Source organism: Streptomyces sp. NBC_00704 (genome assembly GCF_036226605.1).
Lineage (GTDB): Bacteria > Actinomycetota > Actinomycetes > Streptomycetales > Streptomycetaceae > Streptomyces.
In genome coordinates, this window is sequence record NZ_CP109000.1 from 4,210,497 (window position 1) to 4,229,856 (window position 19,360).

The window sequence follows — 19,360 nt, forward strand, 5'->3', positions numbered from 1 at the left end:
AGCGGGGGGAACCTCTCCGCCTTTTCCTCTACATCTTCTCCCTGCCCACGGGCCGGGAGCCCGGGAGCAGGGTACGAATGGCTCCCGGGCCCGCGCACACCGACGGGACCGCTACGCGGTCGGCTTCTCCTCCAGGCGCGGGAAGAGCACCGCGCCCTTGGTGACGGTGGAGCCCACCGGCAGGATGCCCCAGTCGCCGGCCTGCTGGACCCGCTGGTCCGCGAGCGCGCCGAGGGTCGCCTCGGCGCCCAGCGAATCCCACAGCTTCTGGGAGGTGTCCGGCATGACCGGGTTCAGGAGAACGGCGACGGCCCGCAGCGACTCCGCGGCCGTGTAGAGGATGGTCGCGAGACGGGCCCTGCCCTCGTCGCTTCCGTCCTTGGCGACCTTCCACGGCTCCTGCTCCGTGATGTAGCCGTTGACCTGCTTGACGAACTCGAAGACGGCCAGGATGCCGCCCTGGAAGTCCAGCTCCTCGCCGATCTTCCGGTCGGCCGTCGCGACCGCACGCGCCAGTCCGTCGTGGAGCGCCTTCTCGGCCTCGCTGTCGGCGGTGGCCTCCGGGAGGACGCCGCCGAAGTACTTGCCGACCATGGCGGCCACGCGGGAGGCGAGGTTGCCGTAGTCGTTCGCCAGCTCGCTCGTGTAGCGGGCGGAGAAGTCCTCCCACGAGAACGAGCCGTCCTGGCCGAAGGCGATGGCGCGCAGGAAGTACCAGCGGTAGGCGTCCACGCCGAAGTGCGAGGTCAGGTCCTGGGGCTTGATGCCGGTCAGGTTCGACTTCGACATCTTCTCGCCGCCGACCATCAGCCAGCCGTTCGCGGCGATCTTGCCGGGCAGCGGGAGGCCCTGCGCCATCAGCATGGCGGGCCAGATCACCGCATGGAAGCGCAGGATGTCCTTGCCGACCAGGTGCACGTCGGCCGGGAAGGTGGCCTCGAACTTCTCCTGGTTCTCGTTGTAGCCGACGGCGGTGGCGTAGTTCAGCAGCGCGTCGACCCACACGTAGATCACGTGCTTCTGGTCCCACGGGATCGGGATGCCCCAGTCGAACGTGGAACGCGAGATGGACAGGTCCTGGAGGCCCTGCCGGACGAAGTTCACGACCTCGTTGCGCGCGGACTCGGGCTGGATGAAGCCGGGGTTCGCCTCGTAGAGGGCGAGGAGCTTGTCGCCGTAGTCGCTCAGCTTGAAGAAGTAGTTCTCCTCGCTGAGGATCTCCACCGGCTTCTTGTGGATGGGGCACAGCTTCTGACCCGCGAACTCGCCCTCGCCGTCGAGCAGTTCGCCCGGCAGCTTGTACTCCTCGCAGCCCACGCAGTACGGGCCCTCGTAGCCGCCCTTGTAGATCTCGCCCTTGTCGTACAGGTCCTGCACGAACTCCTGGACGCGGTCGGTGTGCCGCTGCTGCGTGGTGCGGATGAAGTCGTCGTTCGCGATCTCCAGGTGCTCCCACAGGGGGCGCCAGGCTTCGTCGACGAGCTTGTCGGCCCACTGCTGCGGGCTGACGCCGTTCGCCTCCGCGGTGCGCATGATCTTCTGACCGTGCTCGTCCGTGCCGGTGAGGTACCACACCTTCTCGCCGCGCTGGCGGTGCCAGCGGGTGAGCACGTCGCCTGCGACGGTCGTGTAGGCGTGGCCCAGGTGAGGAGCGTCGTTGACGTAGTAAATGGGGGTGGAGACGTAGAACGCCTTGCCACCCTGCTTCTCGGTTCCAGTGGCCGCCATGCCCGAAATCCTACTGGGCGCGTGCAGGTCGGCTCACACGCGTTTCGGGGGGTGGACCGGACGGTATGTGTTCCGTCCCGTCCACCCCCCGACGGGGCGGCGCCGGGGTGCTACGGCCGCCAGGCGGCCAGTACGCCCTCGTACAGCTCGGCGTCCGTCAGCTCGCGCGGGGCGGGGCCCGCGTGGAAGAAGGACGTGGTGGGCGTCTTGAGCTTGCGCAGGTAGTCGAAGGCCTTGTTGTCGTGCTCGCCGAAGGCCACGAAGGAGAAGAAGACGTCGGGGTGGTTCTCCGCCGCCTCCGTCAGCGCCTGGGTGGCCGGGGTCTTCGCGTCCGGCGCGCCGTCCGTCTGGAAGACCACCAGGGCGGGGACGCCCGCCGCGGCCTCCTTCACGTGATGTCCGACGACGGCCTCGACCGCGGCGTGGTAGCTGGTACGGCCCATGCGGCCGAGGCCCGCGTGCAGCTCGTCGATCTTGTTCTCGTGGTCGGTGAGGGTCAGCTCGCCGGTGCCGTCCAGCTCCGTGGAGAAGAAGACGACGTGCACCTTGGCCTCGGGGTCGAGGTGGGCCGCGAGGGCGAGGGTCTGCTCGGCGAGGGCCTGGGCGGAGCCGTCCTTGTAGTACGGGCGCATGCTCGCGGAGCGGTCCAGCACCAGGTACACGTCGGCACGGGCGCCGGTGAGGCCGCTGTTCTCGAGGGCGGCGGCCGCCGCCCGGTAGGCGGTGCCGAGACCGGCCAGCGCCTCGTCGGGCAGCCGGGCGGGAGCCTGCGCGCCGGCTTCGCCCGCGGCGGAGTCCTCCGCAGCCTCGGCGGAATCGTCCGCGCCCTCGGCGGAATCGTCCGCCTCGGCCGTGCCACTCTGGTCGTCGGCCGTGGGAGACGTCTTCGGGGCGGCGGCCTCGTCCTCCACGACAGCCGTCTCTTCCGGCTCCTCGGCGGCGGCCGCGGGCTCGGCGGGAGCTTCCGCCTCCGGCGTCGCCTGGGGCTCGGCGTCGGTCTCGGGCTCGGAGACCGGTGCCGTCGTGTCGGCGGTCGGCTCCGGTGCCGTCACCGGCTCGGGCTCGGGCTCCGGCTCGGGCTCGGTGGAGGAGGCCGCCTCCGCCTCGGCTGCCGAAGGGGTGTCCGCCGTCTCGGCCTCGGCGTCAGCCGCGCTTTCGGGCTCGGGCTCGGGGTCGGCCTGCGGTTCGGCGTCCGCGCCGGTCTTCGCGTCGGCGGACTCGGTGACGGCCTCGGCGTCGGTCTCGGGCTCGTCGACGTCGGCCTTGGTCTCGGTCTCGGCCTTGGTCTCGGTCTCGGCGTCGGGCTCGACTGCGGCCTCTTCGTCGGCCGGGGTCTCGACCTCAGCCTCAACCTCGGGCTCGGCGTCGACCTCGGCCTCGGCCTTGGGCTCGACCGCCGCCTCCGTGTCGGCCGCGGTCTCGACCTCAGCCTCGACCTCAGCCTCGGGCTCGGTCTCGGTCTTGGGCTCGGCCGGGGTCTCGGGCTTCGCGGCGGGTTCCGGCTGCGGCTCGGCGGCGGTCGCGCTCTCGGTCGCAGCCTCAGTCTCGGTCGCAGCCTGGGGCTCTGCCTCTGCCTCTGCCTCAGCCTCAGCCTCGGGCTCGACCTCGGTCTTCGTGTCGCCGTCTGCCTGAGCCTCGGCCTCGGCTCCGGCCTTGGGCTCGGCCTTCGCGGCCGGGCTCGGCTCGGGGTCGGCCTCCGTCACCGGCTGGGCGGTCGCGGCCGCGGGCGTGTCCGTGGTCGCCGTCTCGTTCGTGTCGGCCGGTGCGGGGGAGGTAGTGGCGGAATCCGTCGACGTCGTCTGCTTCGGGACCGTCACGTGGTCGAAGGCCGCTGCCACGAGGTCGTGTTCGTCCTGGGTCGCCGGGCGGGGCTCCGGAACCCTGGCGACCGTCGGGTCCGGCTTCGGCTCGGCCGGAGGCGTGGAGGCGGCCGGAACCGACTGCTCCTGCTCCCGTCCCTCGGCGGCGGTACGTTCCTGCGAAGGAACCTGTTCCGCACCCTCTGTCTCGGCCGTGCGCCCCTTGCGGGACCTGCCGAACGCATTCCGCAGGAGAGTGAGAATGCCCATTTGCGCAACCCTTCGCATGAGTTGATGCCCGTAAATCCCTGGCCAGGACGGACACGTAAGGTTAGCGGCCCCGTGCGGTGATCTTGGGCAGGGGTGAGTGTGCGGAAACGGGGTGTGTCAATACCGCCTCGGCAGCCCCCCGGCAGTCCCCTCGGCAGCCCTCCTGGCAGTCCGCGGGTAGTCCCCCGCGACCTCGCGGTGGGGGCGGTGGTCAGGCCCGGATGCGGGTCGGTTCCGCGGGCGGCGCGGGGGCCGGAGCAGCGGGTACGCGGCGGCCTCGCAGGCGGCGGACCACCGGGGAGCGGGGGTGGGTGAGCCAGGTCGTCGCCGCGACCGTCAGGCCGAGCGCGAGCAGCAGCCACGAGGCCGTGCGCAGGCCGGCGGTGAGCGCGTCGTAGACGGCGCCCGCGGCCGGACGGCGGGCCGCGTCGGGCAGGTCGGCCAGGGTCATGCGGCGGCCGACGGTGACGGCGAGGCCCAGGAACGCGCCGCCCAGGGCGGTGCCGAGGCCGGTCGCGGCGATCGCCCTGCGGCGGCACGCGGCGACGGCGATGCCGGCGACCCCGAACACGACGGCGGCCAGGGGCAGCCAGAAACCTGCGACGTCGAGCACGCGGTAGCCCTTCCGGAGTGCGGCCAGGTCGGCGGACGGGAGCAGCGCCACCCGGGTGTGCTCGACGGGCAGCCGCTCGGCGAACGGCACGTGGTCGGCCGTCAGCTGACGCTTGAGGGGGGCGGTCACCGTCGCCAGGTCCACGGTGACCGGACCGTCGTCGCCGTCGGCGCGCTCACCGCGCAGCGCCTTCATCACCGCCGTGTGCGCGGCCGTGTTCCCGGCGTCCCAGGCGGTGCGGTAGGCGCGGGTCGCGGTGAACGAGCGGACGGCGTCCCGCAGGAAGACGGGGTTCATGCCGGCCTCGCGGGCCACGCCTTCGCCCACCGTGTCGGCGACGACGTCCCGTACCGCGGGGTCCGAGGCCAGCGGCGCCATGGCGGTGACGTAACCGCGGGTGTCGGTGAGGCCGTACGCCGCCCAGGCCGCGAGCGCGCCGAACGGCGTGAGCAGGCAGGACAGGGTGACGAGGACGGCCGAGAGGGCGGTCCGCAGGCGGGGGGACACCTCTCCAGGCAACGGTCCCGGAGCGCGGGGCGCGAGCCCGTGGCGGCCGTACGGGTGGCGCGGTTCCCGCGCCCGGTCCTCCCGCCGCCCCGCGGGGCTCGCCGCCGCCGGTCCCCGCGGTCCTCCGGTGGAGGGTTCGTCCGAACGGGTGTTTCCTGGTTCTGGGGAGAAGCCCGGTTCGGGAGTGGCGGGAGGCCGTGCCCGCGCACGGCGTGACGCCTGGGACCTCGTCGGGCGGCCGGGAGTGGACAGTCCCCGGCCGGCCGGTGAGTGGAGGGATGAGGGAAAACGCATGGGCCCCGGCGTGAACCGCCGGGGCCCGTGTGGTGCGTGTGGTGCGTGTGGTGCGTGTGGTGCGTGTGGTGCATGTGGTGCGTGTGAGGGTCAGCGGATGCGGTGGCCCGCAGCGTCCTCGTGCGTGTAGTAGCGGAAGAACAGGACGAGGAAGGTGGCCGCGGCCACGGCCAGGCCCATGGCCGTGGAGCGCAGGACGCTCTCGGCGGACTGGCTGTAGAGGAGGCCCATGGCGCAGCCGGCGAACGCCGCCCACAGCAGGGCGTGCAGTTCGCGGCGCATGCGTGGGGCGAGCGCGTGGACGCCGGTCCACAGCGCCGCGAACACGAGCGCGCTCACGAAGCCGAGCAGGAGGTTCCAGCCCGTGATGGGGCCGCCGGAACGGTTGTTCGCCGCGACCCAGTAGCCGTAGACGAGCCCGGTGACGACGGCCGTCGCCCAGCTCGCGATCCGGTGGGTGCGTGCGCTGAACACGTCGGGCGTCCGGGGTCGAGCGGAAGGGGTCCGCAGTCCCTGCGCCGGTGCCGCATGTGCCATGAGAGCGCTCCTCTCTCTCCTCGCCCCCGCATTCCAGGTCACACCCCGGCCGCGGCCGTGGCAAGTCGGATGACACGCCTTTCCGGGTGCGGGGCGGAGGCGGGTCGGGGATGCGGGTCGGGTGCGGGTCGTATCGGGGGCGGGCGGGGGTACGCCCGGATGCGGCCGGGGCCGGCCCGTGTTTCGCTGACCTCATGGAGCCCCGCGGTCACGGCGTGCTCGACCGCCGTCCGCGGAACGGGCGCAGGGACGTCCTGCAACGCCACCAACTTCTGCGCGTCCGGGGCCGCAGCGTCACCTGGCTGGTGCCGCTCGGCGTGCTGGCGGCCATCACCTACGCCGACTTCAACACCACCGGCGAGTTCCGCATCGTCTCGTGGTGCGTGTTCGTCTCCGCGATCGCCGCCGCGCTGTGCGGGGTGTGGACGACGGCCCTGTTCGCGGTGCTCGCCCTGATCACGTACGTCCTCAGCGACGCCGCCTGGCCGTCGGAGTACCGGGAGGGGCCGGCGGACTTCGTCCTCGTCCTCGTCGGCGGCGTGCTGTCCGTGCTGGCCGCGTCGGTCCGGGTGCGCGGGGAGCGGCGGATGCTGCACATCATGCGCATCGCCGAGACCACCCGCCGTACGGTCCTGCGCCCGCTGCCGCCGCGCTGGGGCGGTCTCGACCACGCGGCCGTCTACCTCGCGGCCGACGCCGACGCCCGCATGGGCGGCGACTTCTACGACATCCAGCCCGGACCGCACGGCACCCGCGTCCTCCTGGGCGACGTGCAGGGCAAGGGGCTGGGCGCGGTGGAGGCGGCGGCCGCGCTGCTGGGCACCTTCCGGGAGGCCGCCTACCACGAGCGGGACCTGGCGACCGTGGCCGCGCGGCTGGAGACGCGGATGCGCCGGCACCGTGCGCACACCGTGGCCCTCGGACGGGCGGACGGCGACCGTTTCGCCACGGCCGTCCTGATCGGCTTCCCCCCGACGGCGACGGCGACGGCCCCGCTCCCGACCCCGGAGGCGGCGGCCCCGACAGCCGTCCCGGACGCGCCCCCGAAGGCGGTCCCGGACGCGCCCCCGACTGCGGCGGCCTCGCCCCCGGCCCCCTTCCCGGATCCGGCCCCGGACGTGTCCCCGAGCGCGGTGCCGAGCGCGGTGCCGGACGGGTCCCCGGTCGGGGGCGCCGGGGCCGTGGAGACGGTCGAGGTGGTCGGGTTCGGGCACGAGCCGCCCCTCGCGGTGGGCGGCGAGCGGGGCGTGCGGGCGCTGCCGCACGGCGACGGGCTGCCGCTGGGGCTCGGCGAGCTGGCCGGGCAGGACGGGCCGCCGCCGGTGCTGCGGGCGCCGTTCGCCGCCGGTGAGACGCTGCTGCTGGTCACCGACGGCGTGACCGAGGCCAGGAACGGCGCCGGGGAGTTCTACCCGCTGGCCGAGGAGGTCGCGGCGGCGGTCGCCCGCGAACCGCGCACGGCCGACCCCGCCCGCCTGGTGGCCCTCGTCCGGGACGGCACGCTGCGGCACTGCGGGGGCCGGCTCGCCGACGACACGACCGTGTTCGCCGTGCGCCGGACCGCGGGCGGCGACGAAGGCCCCGTAGGGGGACGTTTGCTGTCCTGAGGCCCCCCTTCGCAGCGGCAGCGGTTACGGTGCTGAGGTACGTGATCGACAGGGGGAGGGGCCATGCGGGAGGGGATCATGCCGGGAACCGTGCTGCTGCTCGCGGCCTCGCCCATGGGCAAGGGGTGTCTGGTCGACGCGGCCTCCGTGCTGCCCGTGCTGGCCGCCGTGCCGCCCCCCGTGCTGGCCGGCGCCGAGACCGCGAACGTCGTCGAACTGGCGGATCCGCTGGAGCCGCAGGCCGTGCTGACCCGGCTGCGGGCCGCGGCGGCCGCGCCGGGGCCGCTGACCGTGTACGTCGCCGGGCAGCTCCAGCTCGACCGCCGCCAGCGGCTGCCGCATCTCGCGCTGGCGCGCACGACGCCGGCCACCGTGCGGTACACGGCGTTGCCCTGGCACTGGTTCCGGGAGGAGCTGCGGCTGCGGCCGGCCGGGGCCACGACCGTCCTGCTGGACCTGCACGCGGACGCGGAGACCTGGGAGTGGCTGCGCGGGAACGCCCTGGACTGCGGGCCCGCGGTGACCGTGTACGGCAGGGTCGCGCCGCCGGCGGGGCGTGGCCGGCGGGCGGTGGCCGCGCCGTCGTACATGAAGGCGGTGGCGACGATACTGCGCAGCGGGGGGCGGCCCGGCCTCGACCGGCTGCACCAGATGGCGGCGGCCCGGATCGCCGGCGACGGGGAGACGGGAGACCTCGTTCTTCCCGCCCGCGCCGAACCCGCGCCGCCGGACCAGTCGCCGGTGCAGACTCCGGCCCGGACGCCGGTGCAGGCCCGGACGCCGACGCAGGCCCGGACGCCGGTCCCGGTCCCGGTTCCCTTGCCGACGTCGACTCCGATGACGCCGCCGCCGATGACGTCACAGCCACCGTCGCCGGTGCCGGTGCCGAGGCCCGCCGACTTCGTCCCGGACCGCCTCGGCCCCTGGCCCCAGCCGCCGGGCGGGACCCCGGCCGCAGACGTGGACATGGGCGCAGACGTGGACATGGACGCCGGCGCTGCGGGCGAGGGCGATCCGCACGCCGACATCTCCGCCGCCGTGCGGTCGGGCCGGCACGCGGAGGCCGACGCGCTCGCGGCGCGGTGGGAGCGGGCGGCCGTCGTGGCGCACGGGGCGGGTTCCGAGGAGGCGTTCCACTGGGCCGAGGTGCGGGCGGACCTGGCGATGTTCGCGGGGGACGCCGAGGGCAGCTGCCGCATCTGGATGGGGGTCGCCGGCGCGCGCCTGGACGCCGGTCAGCCGGCGGACGCGCCTGCCGTGGAGGCGGCCGTGGACCGGGCGCACCACCAGTGGGGGCGGATCGGCGACGCGGCCCGCGCCCGTGAGCTGGGGCCCGCGCTGACCCGGCTGCGCGGCCGGGTGCCCGGCCGGCACGAGGGCGCGCTGGACCATGTGCAGGAACACCTGAGGCAGTTGCAGACGCAGGGGTGAGGTCCGGCCCCCGCGAGGGTCAGCGGCGTTCCGCCGCGCCGTGCCGGACCGGGACCTCGCCGGCGGACGGGGCGCTGCCGGTGGCCGTGGCCGGGCCCGCGTTGGCCGCGGTGACCAGTGCGGCCACGGTCAGCAGGGCCGCGGCGACGGCCCTGACGCAGGGCGCGAAACGGCGTGCGGAGATGTGTCCGGACACGGCTACCTCGCAACGTCGGCGACTGCGATACTCACGTCAGCCAGCTGTTAAGCGTGCTTAACTCGCTGTTTAACCTAGGGGCTGAGCCAGCCCAACGGCAAGAGGCACAGGGTGGGTTGGGGGGCCGGCGTGGCGGAGCGGGACGAACCGGAAATCGTCGGGCGCCGGGTGCAGCGGCTGCGCGTCGAACGGGGGCTCACCCAGCGGCAGCTCGCCGAGCCCACCTACACCCCCGCCTACGTCTCCACGCTGGAGGCCGGCCGGGTGCGGCCCTCCGACGAGGCGCTCCGGCACATCGCCGGCCGGCTCGGCGTCGACGTCGAGGAACTGGCCACCGGGCGGCCCGCCCGGCTCGTCACCGACCTGCGGCTGCGCCTCACCGAGGCCCAGCGGGCGCTGGCCACCGGGGAGGCCGAGGAGGCGAACCGGCAGTACACCGCGCTGCTCGCGGAGGCCGAGGAGCACGGGCTGGCCGCGGAGGAGGCCACCGCGCTGCTCGGCCTCGGGGAGTGCGGCATCGACGCGGGAGACCTCGACGCGGCCCGGAGCTGCTTCGAGCGGGCCGAACGGCGGCTCGCGGACGCCCCGCTGCCGGCCCGTGTCCCCGCCCTGCGCGGCCGGGCCGTCGCCCATTACCTCGCGGGCGAACTCCGGTACGCCGTCTACCTGCTGGAGTCCACCCTCGACGAGCTGAACCGGGGCGGGCTGCACGACCCCGACGCGCTGCTGCTGCTGTACGCCTCCGTCATCGGCCCCTACATGGACATGGGGGCGGCGGCCCGCGCCGCGCAGGCGGCCGAGTTCGCCCTGGCCCTGGCGCCCCGGGCGGGCGATCCGGCGCTCGTGGCGCGGATGCACCGGTCCGTGGCCCGGACGCTCCTCGCCGAGGGCCGGCTCGCGGAGGCCGACGCCTCGCTGGCCAAGGCCGCCGAGCTGTACCGCCAGTTGCAGTTGCGCACCGAGCTGGCCAACTGCCACTGGATGCGCGGCTACGTCTACGCCCAGAACGGCGAACTGCGTCGCGCGGAGGAGGAGTTGAGGCAGGCGCAGACCATGCTCTCCGTGCAGCGCGCCGCCCTCTACAGCAGTCAGGTCGCCGTCGAGCTGGCCGACGTGCTGCACCGGCGGGGCAAGTCGCAGGAGGCGGCCGCGCTGCTGCACGGGGTCCTGGGGGACCTGTCCTCCGAGCGGGGGGCCGTGCACGCGGCCGGCGCCCACCGGCTGCTCGGCATCATCGCCGAGGACGCCCGGGACACGGAGGCGGCCGAGGAGCACTACGTGCGGGCGCTCAGTCTGCTGGAGCGGGCGGGGGCGGCGGGCGACCTCGCCGATCTGTGCCGGATGCTGGGCGACCTGCTGCGGCGCACCGGGCGGGTCGAGGCGGCGCTGGACGCGTACCGCACGGGCCTCGGGCACCGCACGGCGCCGGGTTCCACGACCCTCGGCCCGGCCCCGGCCCAGCCTCCGCTGTAGGCGCCGTCCGCTCGGGGCGTCCCTTTCCGTCCGCCCACACGTGCGCGTGCCGCCGGGCCTTAAGCCCACGGCGCGCGCCTGTCGCGCGCGGGGACGTGTCACACCGGGGCTCGCACCGGGGCTGACACCTGGGCTCACACCTGGACCCTGGGCTGCTTCCTGACGTCGGCCAGCCGGCGCACGCCGAGCTGGACAGCCGCCTGCGTCGCCGCGTTCGGGGCGTCGTCGAGGCCGCCGTCGACGAGGGCGAAGGCGTCCTGCCCGGCCCGCACGGCGGCGACGTCGAGGGTGAGGACGGTCGGGTCGCCGCCGTTGGCGCCCCAGAGCGTCGCCGTCACGCGCAGCCCCTGGCGGACGTCTCCCACCTCCGGCAGGGGCAGCTCCGAGACCTGCACGTCGAGCACCGTGTCGCCGGTCGCCTTGGCGGCGAACCGGGCGCACTTGCCCGGCATCGTCTTCAGCCAGGCCAGCCTGCGGTCGACGTCCGCCGGGCGGTGGCCGGTGAGCTGGTAGCGGAGCTGGGCGCCGGTGTCCGGGTCGTCCAGGGCGGTGACCGCGCGGGCGGGGCCGCCGAGCAGTTCGTCGGCGTAGAGGTCGTCGAGGAACTGCTGGCAGACGGGGGTCGACGTGGTCGCCTTGAGCATGCCGTCCCGCCAGGTGGCCGCGCCGCGGGTCCGGGTCCACGGCGGGCCGAGGTCGGACTCGGTGATGAGGGCGGCCCGCGCCTGCGCGTCGGTGAGGGCGGCGGAGGCGGCCGGAGCGGTGGGCCGGGCGGAGGTCCGCTCGACCGTCGGCAGCGCCGGGGCGGCCGTCGGCGGATGCTCCAGGCCCAGCGTGGCGCAGCCGGTGGCGGCGGTGAGCGCGAGGGCGACGGCGGTGGAGGCCAGGAGGGTGCGACGGGTCATCGGGGGGTGCCTCCAGGAGTGCGCGCGGGCTGCGGGGGTGCGGTCTGCGGGCTGCGTCCTCCCACGGCACCACCGGCGCGCCCCGCCGACCAGCGCGACGGGCCGTACGGGTTAGCCGCGTTGCTGCGGGCGGGTGGACGACGCGGCCGGGACGCCCCGGCGCGGGCGGGACGCGCTGCCGGTGTGCGGGGCGGGCGGCGCCGGGAAAACCAGGGGGGCCGGGGTGCGGGCCGCCCGTCTCGTTCCGTACCTGGCGGTGATCGGGGAGCGGGAGGCGGCGGGCGGTCTGGCGGCCGTCCCGGTGCGGGACGGCCGGCGGGCCGGAACGCTGCCCGTCGGGGAACTGGTCCGCCGGATCGGGGAGCGGGCGGCGGCGCGCGGCTCACGGCTGTGGGATGCGGACGTGCCCGCATAGGGTCGGGCACGACCGTGGTGCGGAAGGAGTCCTCAGGTGACCGAGCAGCCCATTCCCGTGATCATCGACTGCGACACGGGCGTCGACGACGCCCTGGCCCTGCTGTTCGCCGTGCGCCATCCCGGGCTGGACCTGCGGGCCGTGACCTGCGTGGCGGGCAACACGGACGTGGACGGGGTGGTCCGCAACACGCTGACCGTCCTGGAGCAGGCGGGCGCGGGCGACGTCCCGGTCGCGCGCGGCGCGGAACGCCCGCTGATCGAGCCGCTGCGCGTGGCCCGGCATGTGCACGGCGCCGACGGCATGGGCGACCTGGGCCTGCCCGCTCCGGCCCGCCGCCCGGTCGACGTGGACGCGGTGACCCTGCTGCGCCGCGAGATCCTCGCCTCCCCGCGCCCGGTCACCCTGATCCCCACCGCCCCGCTGACGAACATCGCCCTGCTGCTGCGCACCCACCCGGAGGTGACCGGCAACATCGAGCGGATCGTGTTCATGGGCGGCGCGGTGACGACGGGGAACGCCACGCCGGTCGCGGAGTTCAACGTGTGGCACGACCCGGAGGCGGCGGCGGTCCTGCTCACCGCGGGCGTGCCGATCACGATGTACGGGTTGGACGTGTTCAAGCGGGTGCTGGTCCCGGGGGCGGACGTGGCGCGGCTGCGGGCGAGTGCGCAGCCGCGGCTGCGGCTGGCCGGGGAGCTGCTCGCCCACCGCGATCCGGCGACCTCGGGCGATCCCACGCCGACCGGCGGTCTCGGCGACGCGGGTGCGGTCTGCGCGGTGGCCGACCCGGCGGGCCTGACCACGCGGGCGCTCCCGGTGGAGGTCAGTCTCGCTCCCGGTCCGGCCCGGGGTCAGACGGTCGTCGACCGCCGTCCGCGCCCCGGCGAGTCCGAGATCCACGAGGGCGTGCGCGAACAGGCCCTGGTGGACGTGGCGTTGGACGTGGACGTCGAGCGCTACGTGAAGCTGTGGCTGACGACGGTCGAGGGCGACTGACGGCGGCCGACGGCCCCTGACGACGGGCGGGAACACGCGACGACGGTGAAGGGGCGGGGGTGACCCGCCCCTTCACCGTCGTCTCCGGCGTTCCGTCTCCGGCGTTCCGTGTCTGTGTCCGCCGTCCGTGCCGGCGTCCGTGCCGGCGTCGGCGTCAGGCGCGGGCGTCCTTGCGGCGTCGGGTGGCGACGACGATCGCCGCGCCGCCCGCGAGCAGGGCCGCGGCGCCGCCCGCGATCAGGGGCGTCTTGCTGCTGGCGCCCGTCTCCGCGAGGCCGCCACCGCCGCCGTCGGGGGTGGGGGCCGGGGCGGGCGTCGACTCGGAGGCGGACGGAGTCGGGGTCGGGGAGTCGCCGGCGGACGTGGACGGCGACGGCGAGGCGCTGTCGCTGTCGCCGTCCGACGGGGTGGACGGCGTGCTCGCCGGGGTCGACGGCGTGCCCGAGGGGGTGCCGGACGGGCTGCCCGACGGCGCGGGCGGGCTCGCCGGGGGCTGCTCGACGACGGTGCAGTCCTTCGCGCCGCCGTTCCAGGCTGCGATCAGCTTGTCCTTGATGACCGGGCGGTCCGGGCCCTTGGGCAGGTCGCCGTGGACGAAGCCGTCCTTCGCGTCGGTCTTGCCGTCGAACTTGACCGCGCCCCGGTAGAGGTCGATCTGCGCGAAGCAGCCCGCGTCGGGCACCGCGATGTCGAGGGCGTCGGTCTGGCCGGCCTTGACCGTCACGCTGTCGAAGTCGACGAAGACCTGCTCGCCGGAGGTGCGGAAACTGGAGCCGTGGGCGAGGTAGGAGGCGAGGGAGGCGGTGCACGTCGAGGCGTCGCCGGCGGCGCGGACCGTGATGTGGACCTTGCCGTCCTCGGTGGGGCGCAGGTTCTGGTCGTCGACCCGGACGGAGGCCTGGAAGTGCTTGCCGTCGAGGGAGAACTCGCAGCGGTCGGTCCCCGTCTCGGTGCCCGCGCCGGTGCCCGGCAGGTACTGGCCGCCGGACTTCCAGCCGTCGCCGCCGGGCGTCCCGGTGCCGGCGAAGGCGACCGGGGCGGCGGCCGCGGAGGCGGCGCAGAGGGTGAGCGAAGCGGCGCCCGCCCCCAGCAGTCGGCGTACGGTGACTCGTCTCGCTATGGACATGCGCATCCCAATTCTTGGCGAGTGCCAGGGGTGAGACTGATGGGTCGGATCAGTCGTCAGATCAGTCGGAGTCTCAGGAGAAACACTGGGCCCTGGGGTCCCGGGCGTCACAGTGTCAGGCCATCGTCGTGTGGACGGTGGACCCCTGTCAACCTGCGTCAAACCCAAGGGAGTTCAAGACTTCGTCACATCTCCATCACGTGCGGAACGATCGGCTCCGAACGGTGGGACGTTCACTTTCCCGGCAAGCGGGACAGAATGGCGTTCGTGACCGACTTCTCCTCCCACCGCTCCGACTGGTGGCGCCAGGCCGTCGTCTACCAGGTGTATCCCCGCAGCTTCGCCGACGCCGACGGCGACGGGCTCGGCGATCTGCGCGGGGTCGCCGACCGGCTGCACCATCTGGCCGCCCTCGGCGTGGACGCCCTCTGGCTCTCGCCGTTCTACCCCTCCGAACTCGCCGACGGCGGCTATGACGTCATCGACCACCGGGACGTCGATCCCCGGCTCGGCGACCTGGCCGACTTCGACGCGATGGCCGCCGAGGCCCACCGGCTGGGCCTGAAGGTGATCGTCGACGTCGTCCCCAACCACACCTCCCACCGGCACGCCTGGTTCCGGGAGGCGCTGGCCGCCGGTCCCCGCTCCCCGGCCCGGGAGCGCTACGTCTTCCGTGACGGGCGCGGTCCGGGCGGCGCGCTGCCGCCCACCGACTGGCAGTCGGTGTTCGGCGGCAGCGCCTGGCAGCGGGTCCCCGACGGGCAGTGGTACCTCCACCTGTTCGCGCGCGAGCAGCCGGACCTGAACTGGGACCGTCCGGAGGTCCGCGAGGACTTCCGCACCACGCTGCGCTTCTGGGCCGACCGGGGCGTCGACGGCTTCCGCGTCGACGTGGCGCACGCGCTCGCCAAGGACCTCGTCGAGCCCCTGCGCGACCTGGGCATGCCGGAAGCGGCCGGGGAGCAGGCCCTCGACCGGATGCCGCCGGGCGCCCACCCCTTCTACGACCGCGACGAGGTCCACGAGATCTACCGCGACTGGCGCCGCCTCTTCGACACGTACTCCCCGCCCCGCACGGCGGTCGCGGAGGCCTGGGTGCCGGGCGCGCGACGGGCCCTGTACGCCCGTCCCGACGAACTCGACCAGGCCTTCAACTTCGAGTACCTGCAAGCGGGTTGGGATGCGGAGGAGATCAGGGCGGTCATCACGGACTCGCTGGCCGGCGCGCGGGCCGTCGGCGCCTCGGCCACCTGGGTCCTGTCCAACCACGACGTCGTGCGGCACGCCTCGCGGCTCATGCTCCCGCCGGGCACGGACCTCGACGCCTGGCTGCTGTCGGGCGGCCGCGCGCCGCGCGTCGACGAGCGGGCCGGTCTGCGCCGGGCCCGCGCGGCGACGCTGCTGATGCTGGCGCTGCCCGGATCGTCGTATCTGTACCAGGGCGAGGAGCTGGGCCTGCCGGAGGTGGCCGACCTGCCCGTGGAGGTGCTCCAGGATCCGGTGTGGGAGCAGACCGGCCGGGTCCGCAAGGGCCGCGACGGCTGCCGGGTGCCGCTGCCGTGGACGACGCGGGGCCCGTCGTACGGGTTCGGCGCGGCCGGCGCGTGGCTGCCGCAGCCGCCGGGCTTCGCGCGGTACGCCGTCGCCGCGCAGGACGGCGTGGCGGGCTCCACCCTGGAGCTGTACCGCACGGCGCTGCGGCTGCGGCGCAAGCTGCTGGAAGGCGAGGAACTCGTCTGGGAGCCGGCGTCCCCGCCGGGCGTGCTGTCCTTCGCCCGCCACGACGGCTGGCGGTGCGTGGCCAACCTGTCCGGCGCGGCCGTGCCGTCGCCGCCCGGGGAGGTGCTGCTGAGCAGCGTCCCCCTCGGCGACGACGGTGTGCTGCCGCCGGACACGACGGTCTGGCTGGCGTGACCCGCGCCCGCCACCGCGAGCCCGCGCTACCGCGCGCCCGCGTCCCGTCGGGGCCGCTACTGGTTCCCGGTGCCGCTCACGGCCGCGCCGAGGTCCAGCGGGGTGGAGGTGGCGGTGGGCGGCGGGGGGAGGATGATCATGGGCTGGCCGGCGGGCGGGACCGGGGGCGTCAGGTCCGACTTGGGCAGCTTGGGCGGCGTGGTCTGGTTGAACAGCGTGGTGTCGAAGTCCACCAGGCCGGTCTTCTCCATGACCGTGATGTGGTCCAGCACGGTGTCGTTGGCCTGGTCGGCGAGCGCCCGGACCAGCGTGTTCTTGGTGGTGGACCGGATCTTGGCGATCGTGTTGAAGATCGAGCCGTGCGTCATGCGCAGGATGTTGGCGAAGTCGCTGTCGAACTGCTTGCCGCTCTCCGCCTTCAGCTGCGTGACGAAGCCCTCCTGCTGGGGGCTGGCCACGTTGGGCAGCGTGATGTTCAGCATCGGCGCGATCTTGCGGCAGCTGGTGTCCAGCGCTCCGTGACCGTCGATCAGGTGGTTGCTCGCGGTGCGCACGGCCGGCGTCTGGCTCTTCTGGAGCCCGAGCTGGCCCAGCGGGTACTCCCAGAGTCCGGCGGCCCGCACCTTGACGACGAAGTCGCGGTCGCCCTCGGTCAGCGGCCCCCACTGGGTGTTGGCGATCACCCGGTCCGTCGAGGTGGAGACGGTGTCAAGTCCGAGCATCGACGGGTACGCGAGCGCGCTGAGCGTGAGCGTCAGCGCACCCCCGACGAACAGGGTTCCCATCATGTTTCGCGAAAGTGGCACCGTGCCTCCTGCCCGGTCGGGGACTCCGCCGATGTGTCGTTGTGCCGTGCCCGCTGGGGGCGAACACACAGGAGTACGTACGCGAAGCGGATCCGACTCACCGGTAATCGCGAAAAATTGACGAAGGGTCGCCCGGGGCCGACCCGTGGGCCGCCGGCCCGCCGCCGGGCCGTCCGGCGGCCCAGGGGCTAGATGCCCTCGATGCGCTTCACGCCGGCGGTCCGCGTCAGTTCCTCGAGGGCCTTCACCTGACGGCGGGCCTTGAGGGCGCGGTTGATGGTGTGCACGCGGACCGCGGTGAACACGGCGACGGCGGCGCCCAGCGCCACCCCGATCCACTCGTGGTCGCGGATGCCCGCGTAGAAGAGGAGGCCGCTGAAGGGGACGCCGACGACGACGAGCAGGGGTTCGCGCACCCAGAACGGGAGAACGCGGATGACGAGACCGATCATCCGGTCACTTCAGCAGGCCAGGCTCCCCGCATGCTGTGACGGAGGCCACAATTCCGGGAGTTCTTGTGTGTACGGCGTGAAGAAAGGGCGGCGACGGCGGTGCCGGTGATCTCTTCGCCGCACCGGACGGACGACGCCGGGGCCTTCCCGGTTGGCGAACCGTTGACCGGCCGGACGAAGTGTTGACCACTTCGCGGAGGAGTGCGGACGAACGGGAGGGCGAGTCGTGGCGGACCCCGCGCCTAGATTCGCCGCATGTCCATGCCACAGCGGCCCCACCGGCCCGCGAGGGCTGCCGCCACGCTCCCGGTCCTGCCCTACCGCAAGCCCACCAAGGGCCGTGACTACTGGGTGCTCGACGACGTCTTCCCCGAGGCGGACGCCGCGGCGATCCGGGAGCGCTGTCTCGCCAGGGACGACTGGGTCAAGGGCCACCCCTACACGTCGGAGAGCTGGCCCGGACTGCGCACCATGCCCGGACTGGAGTCCGCCGAACTCGCGCGTGTGGAGGGACTGGTGAGGAAGGCGACCGGGGCGCGCCGGCTGTGGGTGCAGCAGACGCCGGGCGGCGGCACCCTGAACCACAACTGCGTGCAGGTCGTGGGCGAGGGGGAGGGCTCGCCGCGTCCGCACTCCGACTCGCGGGCGCTGTGCCGGTACGCGGCCGTGCTCTACCTCAACCCCGCCGTCCCCAAGGACTGCGGAACGAGTTTCCACCGGCAGTCCCTGCCGGGAGGCCGGCTCGGCGGCAACGTCGTCCAGGCGCCGCACAACAACCTCGTCGAGGCCCTCGGCACCCGCTTCGTCGCGCCGGACGCCTTCGAGGAGGACGTGCGCGTGCCCCACAGGCCCAACCGGCTGCTCCTCTACCACGCCAACCTCGTGCACAGCGCGTCCCGTTACTGCGGCACGACGCTGGAGGAGAAGCGGATGACGGCCGTCTTCTTCTGGATGGCCTGACCCCGGCCGCGAGGCGCCCCGCCCGCGAGGCGCCCCGCCCGCGAGGCGACCCCGGCCGCGAGGTCCGGTCCGGCGGCCGTCGTCAGTAGCGCACCGCGCGGACCGCCTCCGTCCGCACCTGGCCGGACAGCTCGCGGTTGCTGCGGGCGGTGGCCTTGCCGGTCTTGCCGGCCGGGACGTCGGAGACGGTCACCAGAACCGTGTCCACCCGGTTGCCGCCGGAGTCCTCGAAGTCGACCTGGACGGCGAACGACTTCGTCGATCCGGCGCTGTTGGCGGCGGTCACCTCGACCGTGCCGTGGCCGCCGTCGACGCCCGGCGTGCCCAGCTTCACGTCGTCCTCGGCGTCGACTCCGCCCTTGATCTCGTCGAACCGGCGGTTCACCTCCGCCGTCGCCGACGCGTACGCCTCCGACGCCCGCGAGGCGAGCGAGGACGCCGCCGACGAGGCCTGCGCGCCGACCGACTGCGCGGCCGACGCCGCCTTGCTGGCCACGGAGGACGCGCTGTCGTCGTCGGAGCAGCCGGTGAGCCCGGCGGATCCGAGGAGTGCCGCCGCGCAGGCCGCCGTCACCAGCAGGCCCTTGCGCCGTCGGGTGCGGTGAGCCGCCATCTCTCCTCCAGGTCGCTGTCCGGATCCGGGTACGGACCCTCTCCAGTGAAGGCCGCGGCGGCCGCGCCCGCACCCCGGCTCACCCGAACGGCACACCCCCGTGGTGGCGGCCCCCGGCCGGACGGATGGTCGAGCGAGGACGACCGAGCACGAGCGAGCACGTCCGAGCACGAGCGAGCACGTCCGAGCACGAGCGAGAACCGACACGGAGACGGGGTACGCCATGAGCGACCAGCCGCACGCACAGCCGTCGCACGGGTCACCGGTCTGGGACCCCTCGCACCAGGGCACCGGCACGCCCCCCGACCGGCCCGCGCAACGAGGGTCGGGCGCGGGGCTGGCGGCCGGCGGGGTCGTCTTCGCGGGCGTGATCATGTTCGTGAGCGGGGTCCTCGCCGCGTTCCAGGGCATCGCGGCGATCGCCCGTGACGACGTGTACGCGCGGATCGGCACCTACGTCTACGAGCTGAACCTCGAAGGCTGGGGGTGGGTCCTGCTGGCCGTGGGCGTCGTGGCCGCGGTGACCGGCTGGGGCCTGCTCACGGGCGCCGTGTGGGCCCGCGTCAGCGGCATCGCCCTGGCCTCCCTGAGCCTGGTCCTGCAATTTCTGTTCCTGCCGTACGCGCCGTTCTGGGCGGTCATCCAGATCGCCCTCGACGTCTTCGTCATCTGGGCGCTGGCCTCGTACGACCCCGCCGCCTCACCGGGCCGGTGA

18 protein-coding genes are annotated in these 19,360 nt (G+C 74.2%); 8 read left to right on the top strand and 10 right to left on the bottom strand.

Annotated features, from left to right (window positions below; genetic code table 11):
* Window positions 1-111: 111 nt before the first annotated feature.
* From metG to OG802_RS18400, 4 genes are all read right to left on the bottom strand, one after another.
* Complete coding sequence (gene metG, locus OG802_RS18385) at window positions 112-1,728, bottom strand: methionine--tRNA ligase (protein WP_329411859.1); 1,617 nt, start codon at window positions 1,726-1,728, stop codon at window positions 112-114.
* A 110-nt stretch (window positions 1,729-1,838) separates the two neighbouring features.
* Window positions 1,839-3,797, bottom strand: a complete 1,959-nt coding sequence (locus tag OG802_RS18390) for a VWA domain-containing protein (RefSeq protein ID WP_329411860.1) — start codon at window positions 3,795-3,797, stop codon at window positions 1,839-1,841.
* A 211-nt stretch (window positions 3,798-4,008) separates the two neighbouring features.
* Window positions 4,009-4,917 carry a hypothetical protein gene (locus OG802_RS18395; RefSeq protein ID WP_329411862.1) on the bottom strand — a complete coding sequence of 303 codons (909 nt, stop codon included), beginning with the start codon at window positions 4,915-4,917 and terminating at the stop codon, window positions 4,009-4,011.
* Window positions 4,918-5,301: 384 nt separating this feature from the next.
* Complete coding sequence (locus tag OG802_RS18400) at window positions 5,302-5,748, bottom strand: hypothetical protein (RefSeq protein ID WP_329411864.1); 447 nt, start codon at window positions 5,746-5,748, stop codon at window positions 5,302-5,304.
* A 194-nt stretch (window positions 5,749-5,942) separates the two neighbouring features.
* Between OG802_RS18400 and OG802_RS18405 the strand changes: the two genes are divergently transcribed.
* Window positions 5,943-7,355 (top strand): PP2C family protein-serine/threonine phosphatase, encoded by a 1,413-nt coding sequence (locus OG802_RS18405; RefSeq protein WP_329411866.1) that lies wholly within the window; start codon window positions 5,943-5,945, stop codon window positions 7,353-7,355.
* Window positions 7,356-7,433: 78 nt separating this feature from the next.
* Window positions 7,434-8,786: a hypothetical protein gene (locus OG802_RS18410; RefSeq protein WP_329411868.1), complete on the top strand. Its 1,353-nt coding sequence runs from the start codon at window positions 7,434-7,436 to the stop codon at window positions 8,784-8,786.
* 19 nt (window positions 8,787-8,805) lie between these two features.
* On the opposite strand, the gene OG802_RS18415 is transcribed toward OG802_RS18410, so the two are convergent.
* Window positions 8,806-8,982, bottom strand: a complete 177-nt coding sequence (locus OG802_RS18415; protein WP_329411870.1) for a hypothetical protein — start codon at window positions 8,980-8,982, stop codon at window positions 8,806-8,808.
* 129 nt (window positions 8,983-9,111) lie between these two features.
* On the opposite strand from OG802_RS18415, the gene OG802_RS18420 reads away from it, so the two are divergent.
* On the top strand, window positions 9,112-10,455 hold the full coding sequence (locus OG802_RS18420) for a helix-turn-helix domain-containing protein (RefSeq protein WP_329411872.1): 1,344 nt from the start codon (window positions 9,112-9,114) through the stop codon (window positions 10,453-10,455).
* Between the two features lie 134 nt (window positions 10,456-10,589).
* Here OG802_RS18420 and OG802_RS18425 read toward each other — a convergent pair whose 3' ends face one another.
* Entirely contained in the window at window positions 10,590-11,360 is a 771-nt protein-coding gene (locus OG802_RS18425) for a hypothetical protein (RefSeq protein WP_329411874.1), read from the bottom strand.
* A 133-nt stretch (window positions 11,361-11,493) separates the two neighbouring features.
* On the opposite strand from OG802_RS18425, the gene OG802_RS18430 reads away from it, so the two are divergent.
* Window positions 11,494-11,775, top strand: coding sequence for a hypothetical protein (locus OG802_RS18430; protein ID WP_443055271.1), 282 nt, complete (start codon window positions 11,494-11,496; stop codon window positions 11,773-11,775).
* Between the two features lie 36 nt (window positions 11,776-11,811).
* Window positions 11,812-12,774 (top strand): nucleoside hydrolase, encoded by a 963-nt coding sequence (locus tag OG802_RS18435; protein WP_329411875.1) that lies wholly within the window; start codon window positions 11,812-11,814, stop codon window positions 12,772-12,774.
* A gap of 154 nt (window positions 12,775-12,928) precedes the next feature.
* Here OG802_RS18435 and OG802_RS18440 read toward each other — a convergent pair whose 3' ends face one another.
* On the bottom strand, window positions 12,929-13,900 hold the full coding sequence (locus OG802_RS18440; RefSeq protein WP_329411877.1) for an LAETG motif-containing sortase-dependent surface protein: 972 nt from the start codon (window positions 13,898-13,900) through the stop codon (window positions 12,929-12,931).
* Between the two features lie 258 nt (window positions 13,901-14,158).
* Here OG802_RS18440 and OG802_RS18445 point away from each other — a divergent pair, with 258 nt between their 5' ends.
* The gene (locus OG802_RS18445; protein ID WP_329411879.1) at window positions 14,159-15,814 is read left to right on the top strand and encodes a glycoside hydrolase family 13 protein; all 1,656 of its coding nucleotides are present in this window, start codon (window positions 14,159-14,161) and stop codon (window positions 15,812-15,814) included.
* Window positions 15,815-15,870: 56 nt separating this feature from the next.
* On the opposite strand, the gene OG802_RS18450 is transcribed toward OG802_RS18445, so the two are convergent.
* Window positions 15,871-16,599 (bottom strand): DUF4142 domain-containing protein, encoded by a 729-nt coding sequence (locus OG802_RS18450; protein ID WP_329417176.1) that lies wholly within the window; start codon window positions 16,597-16,599, stop codon window positions 15,871-15,873.
* A gap of 209 nt (window positions 16,600-16,808) precedes the next feature.
* Window positions 16,809-17,072 (bottom strand): hypothetical protein, encoded by a 264-nt coding sequence (locus tag OG802_RS18455; protein WP_329411881.1) that lies wholly within the window; start codon window positions 17,070-17,072, stop codon window positions 16,809-16,811.
* A gap of 255 nt (window positions 17,073-17,327) precedes the next feature.
* On the opposite strand from OG802_RS18455, the gene OG802_RS18460 reads away from it, so the two are divergent.
* Window positions 17,328-18,032, top strand: a complete 705-nt coding sequence (locus OG802_RS18460; RefSeq protein WP_329411883.1) for a DUF6445 family protein — start codon at window positions 17,328-17,330, stop codon at window positions 18,030-18,032.
* Window positions 18,033-18,114: 82 nt separating this feature from the next.
* On the opposite strand, the gene OG802_RS18465 is transcribed toward OG802_RS18460, so the two are convergent.
* Window positions 18,115-18,645, bottom strand: a complete 531-nt coding sequence (locus OG802_RS18465) for a hypothetical protein (RefSeq protein ID WP_329411885.1) — start codon at window positions 18,643-18,645, stop codon at window positions 18,115-18,117.
* A gap of 223 nt (window positions 18,646-18,868) precedes the next feature.
* On the opposite strand from OG802_RS18465, the gene OG802_RS18470 reads away from it, so the two are divergent.
* Window positions 18,869-19,360 (top strand): DUF7144 family membrane protein, encoded by a 492-nt coding sequence (locus OG802_RS18470; RefSeq protein ID WP_329411886.1) that lies wholly within the window; start codon window positions 18,869-18,871, stop codon window positions 19,358-19,360.

Bases quoted from the DNA above. Each gene is read 5' to 3' on its own strand.
- metG (WP_329411859.1), bottom strand. From the start codon at position 1,728: ATGGCGGCCACTGGAACCGAGAAGCAGGGTGGCAAGGCGTTCTACGTC.
- OG802_RS18390 (WP_329411860.1), bottom strand. From the start codon at position 3,797: ATGGGCATTCTCACTCTCCTGCGGAATGCGTTCGGCAGGTCCCGCAAG.
- OG802_RS18400 (WP_329411864.1), bottom strand. From the start codon at position 5,748: ATGGCACATGCGGCACCGGCGCAGGGACTGCGGACCCCTTCCGCTCGA.
- OG802_RS18405 (WP_329411866.1), top strand. From the start codon at position 5,943: ATGGAGCCCCGCGGTCACGGCGTGCTCGACCGCCGTCCGCGGAACGGG.
- OG802_RS18410 (WP_329411868.1), top strand. From the start codon at position 7,434: ATGCCGGGAACCGTGCTGCTGCTCGCGGCCTCGCCCATGGGCAAGGGG.
- OG802_RS18425 (WP_329411874.1), bottom strand. From the start codon at position 11,360: ATGACCCGTCGCACCCTCCTGGCCTCCACCGCCGTCGCCCTCGCGCTC.
- OG802_RS18440 (WP_329411877.1), bottom strand. From the start codon at position 13,900: ATGTCCATAGCGAGACGAGTCACCGTACGCCGACTGCTGGGGGCGGGC.
- OG802_RS18445 (WP_329411879.1), top strand. From the start codon at position 14,159: ATGGCGTTCGTGACCGACTTCTCCTCCCACCGCTCCGACTGGTGGCGC.
- OG802_RS18450 (WP_329417176.1), bottom strand. From the start codon at position 16,599: ATGGGAACCCTGTTCGTCGGGGGTGCGCTGACGCTCACGCTCAGCGCG.
- OG802_RS18455 (WP_329411881.1), bottom strand. From the start codon at position 17,072: ATGATCGGTCTCGTCATCCGCGTTCTCCCGTTCTGGGTGCGCGAACCC.
- OG802_RS18460 (WP_329411883.1), top strand. From the start codon at position 17,328: ATGTCCATGCCACAGCGGCCCCACCGGCCCGCGAGGGCTGCCGCCACG.
- OG802_RS18465 (WP_329411885.1), bottom strand. From the start codon at position 18,645: ATGGCGGCTCACCGCACCCGACGGCGCAAGGGCCTGCTGGTGACGGCG.
- OG802_RS18470 (WP_329411886.1), top strand. From the start codon at position 18,869: ATGAGCGACCAGCCGCACGCACAGCCGTCGCACGGGTCACCGGTCTGG.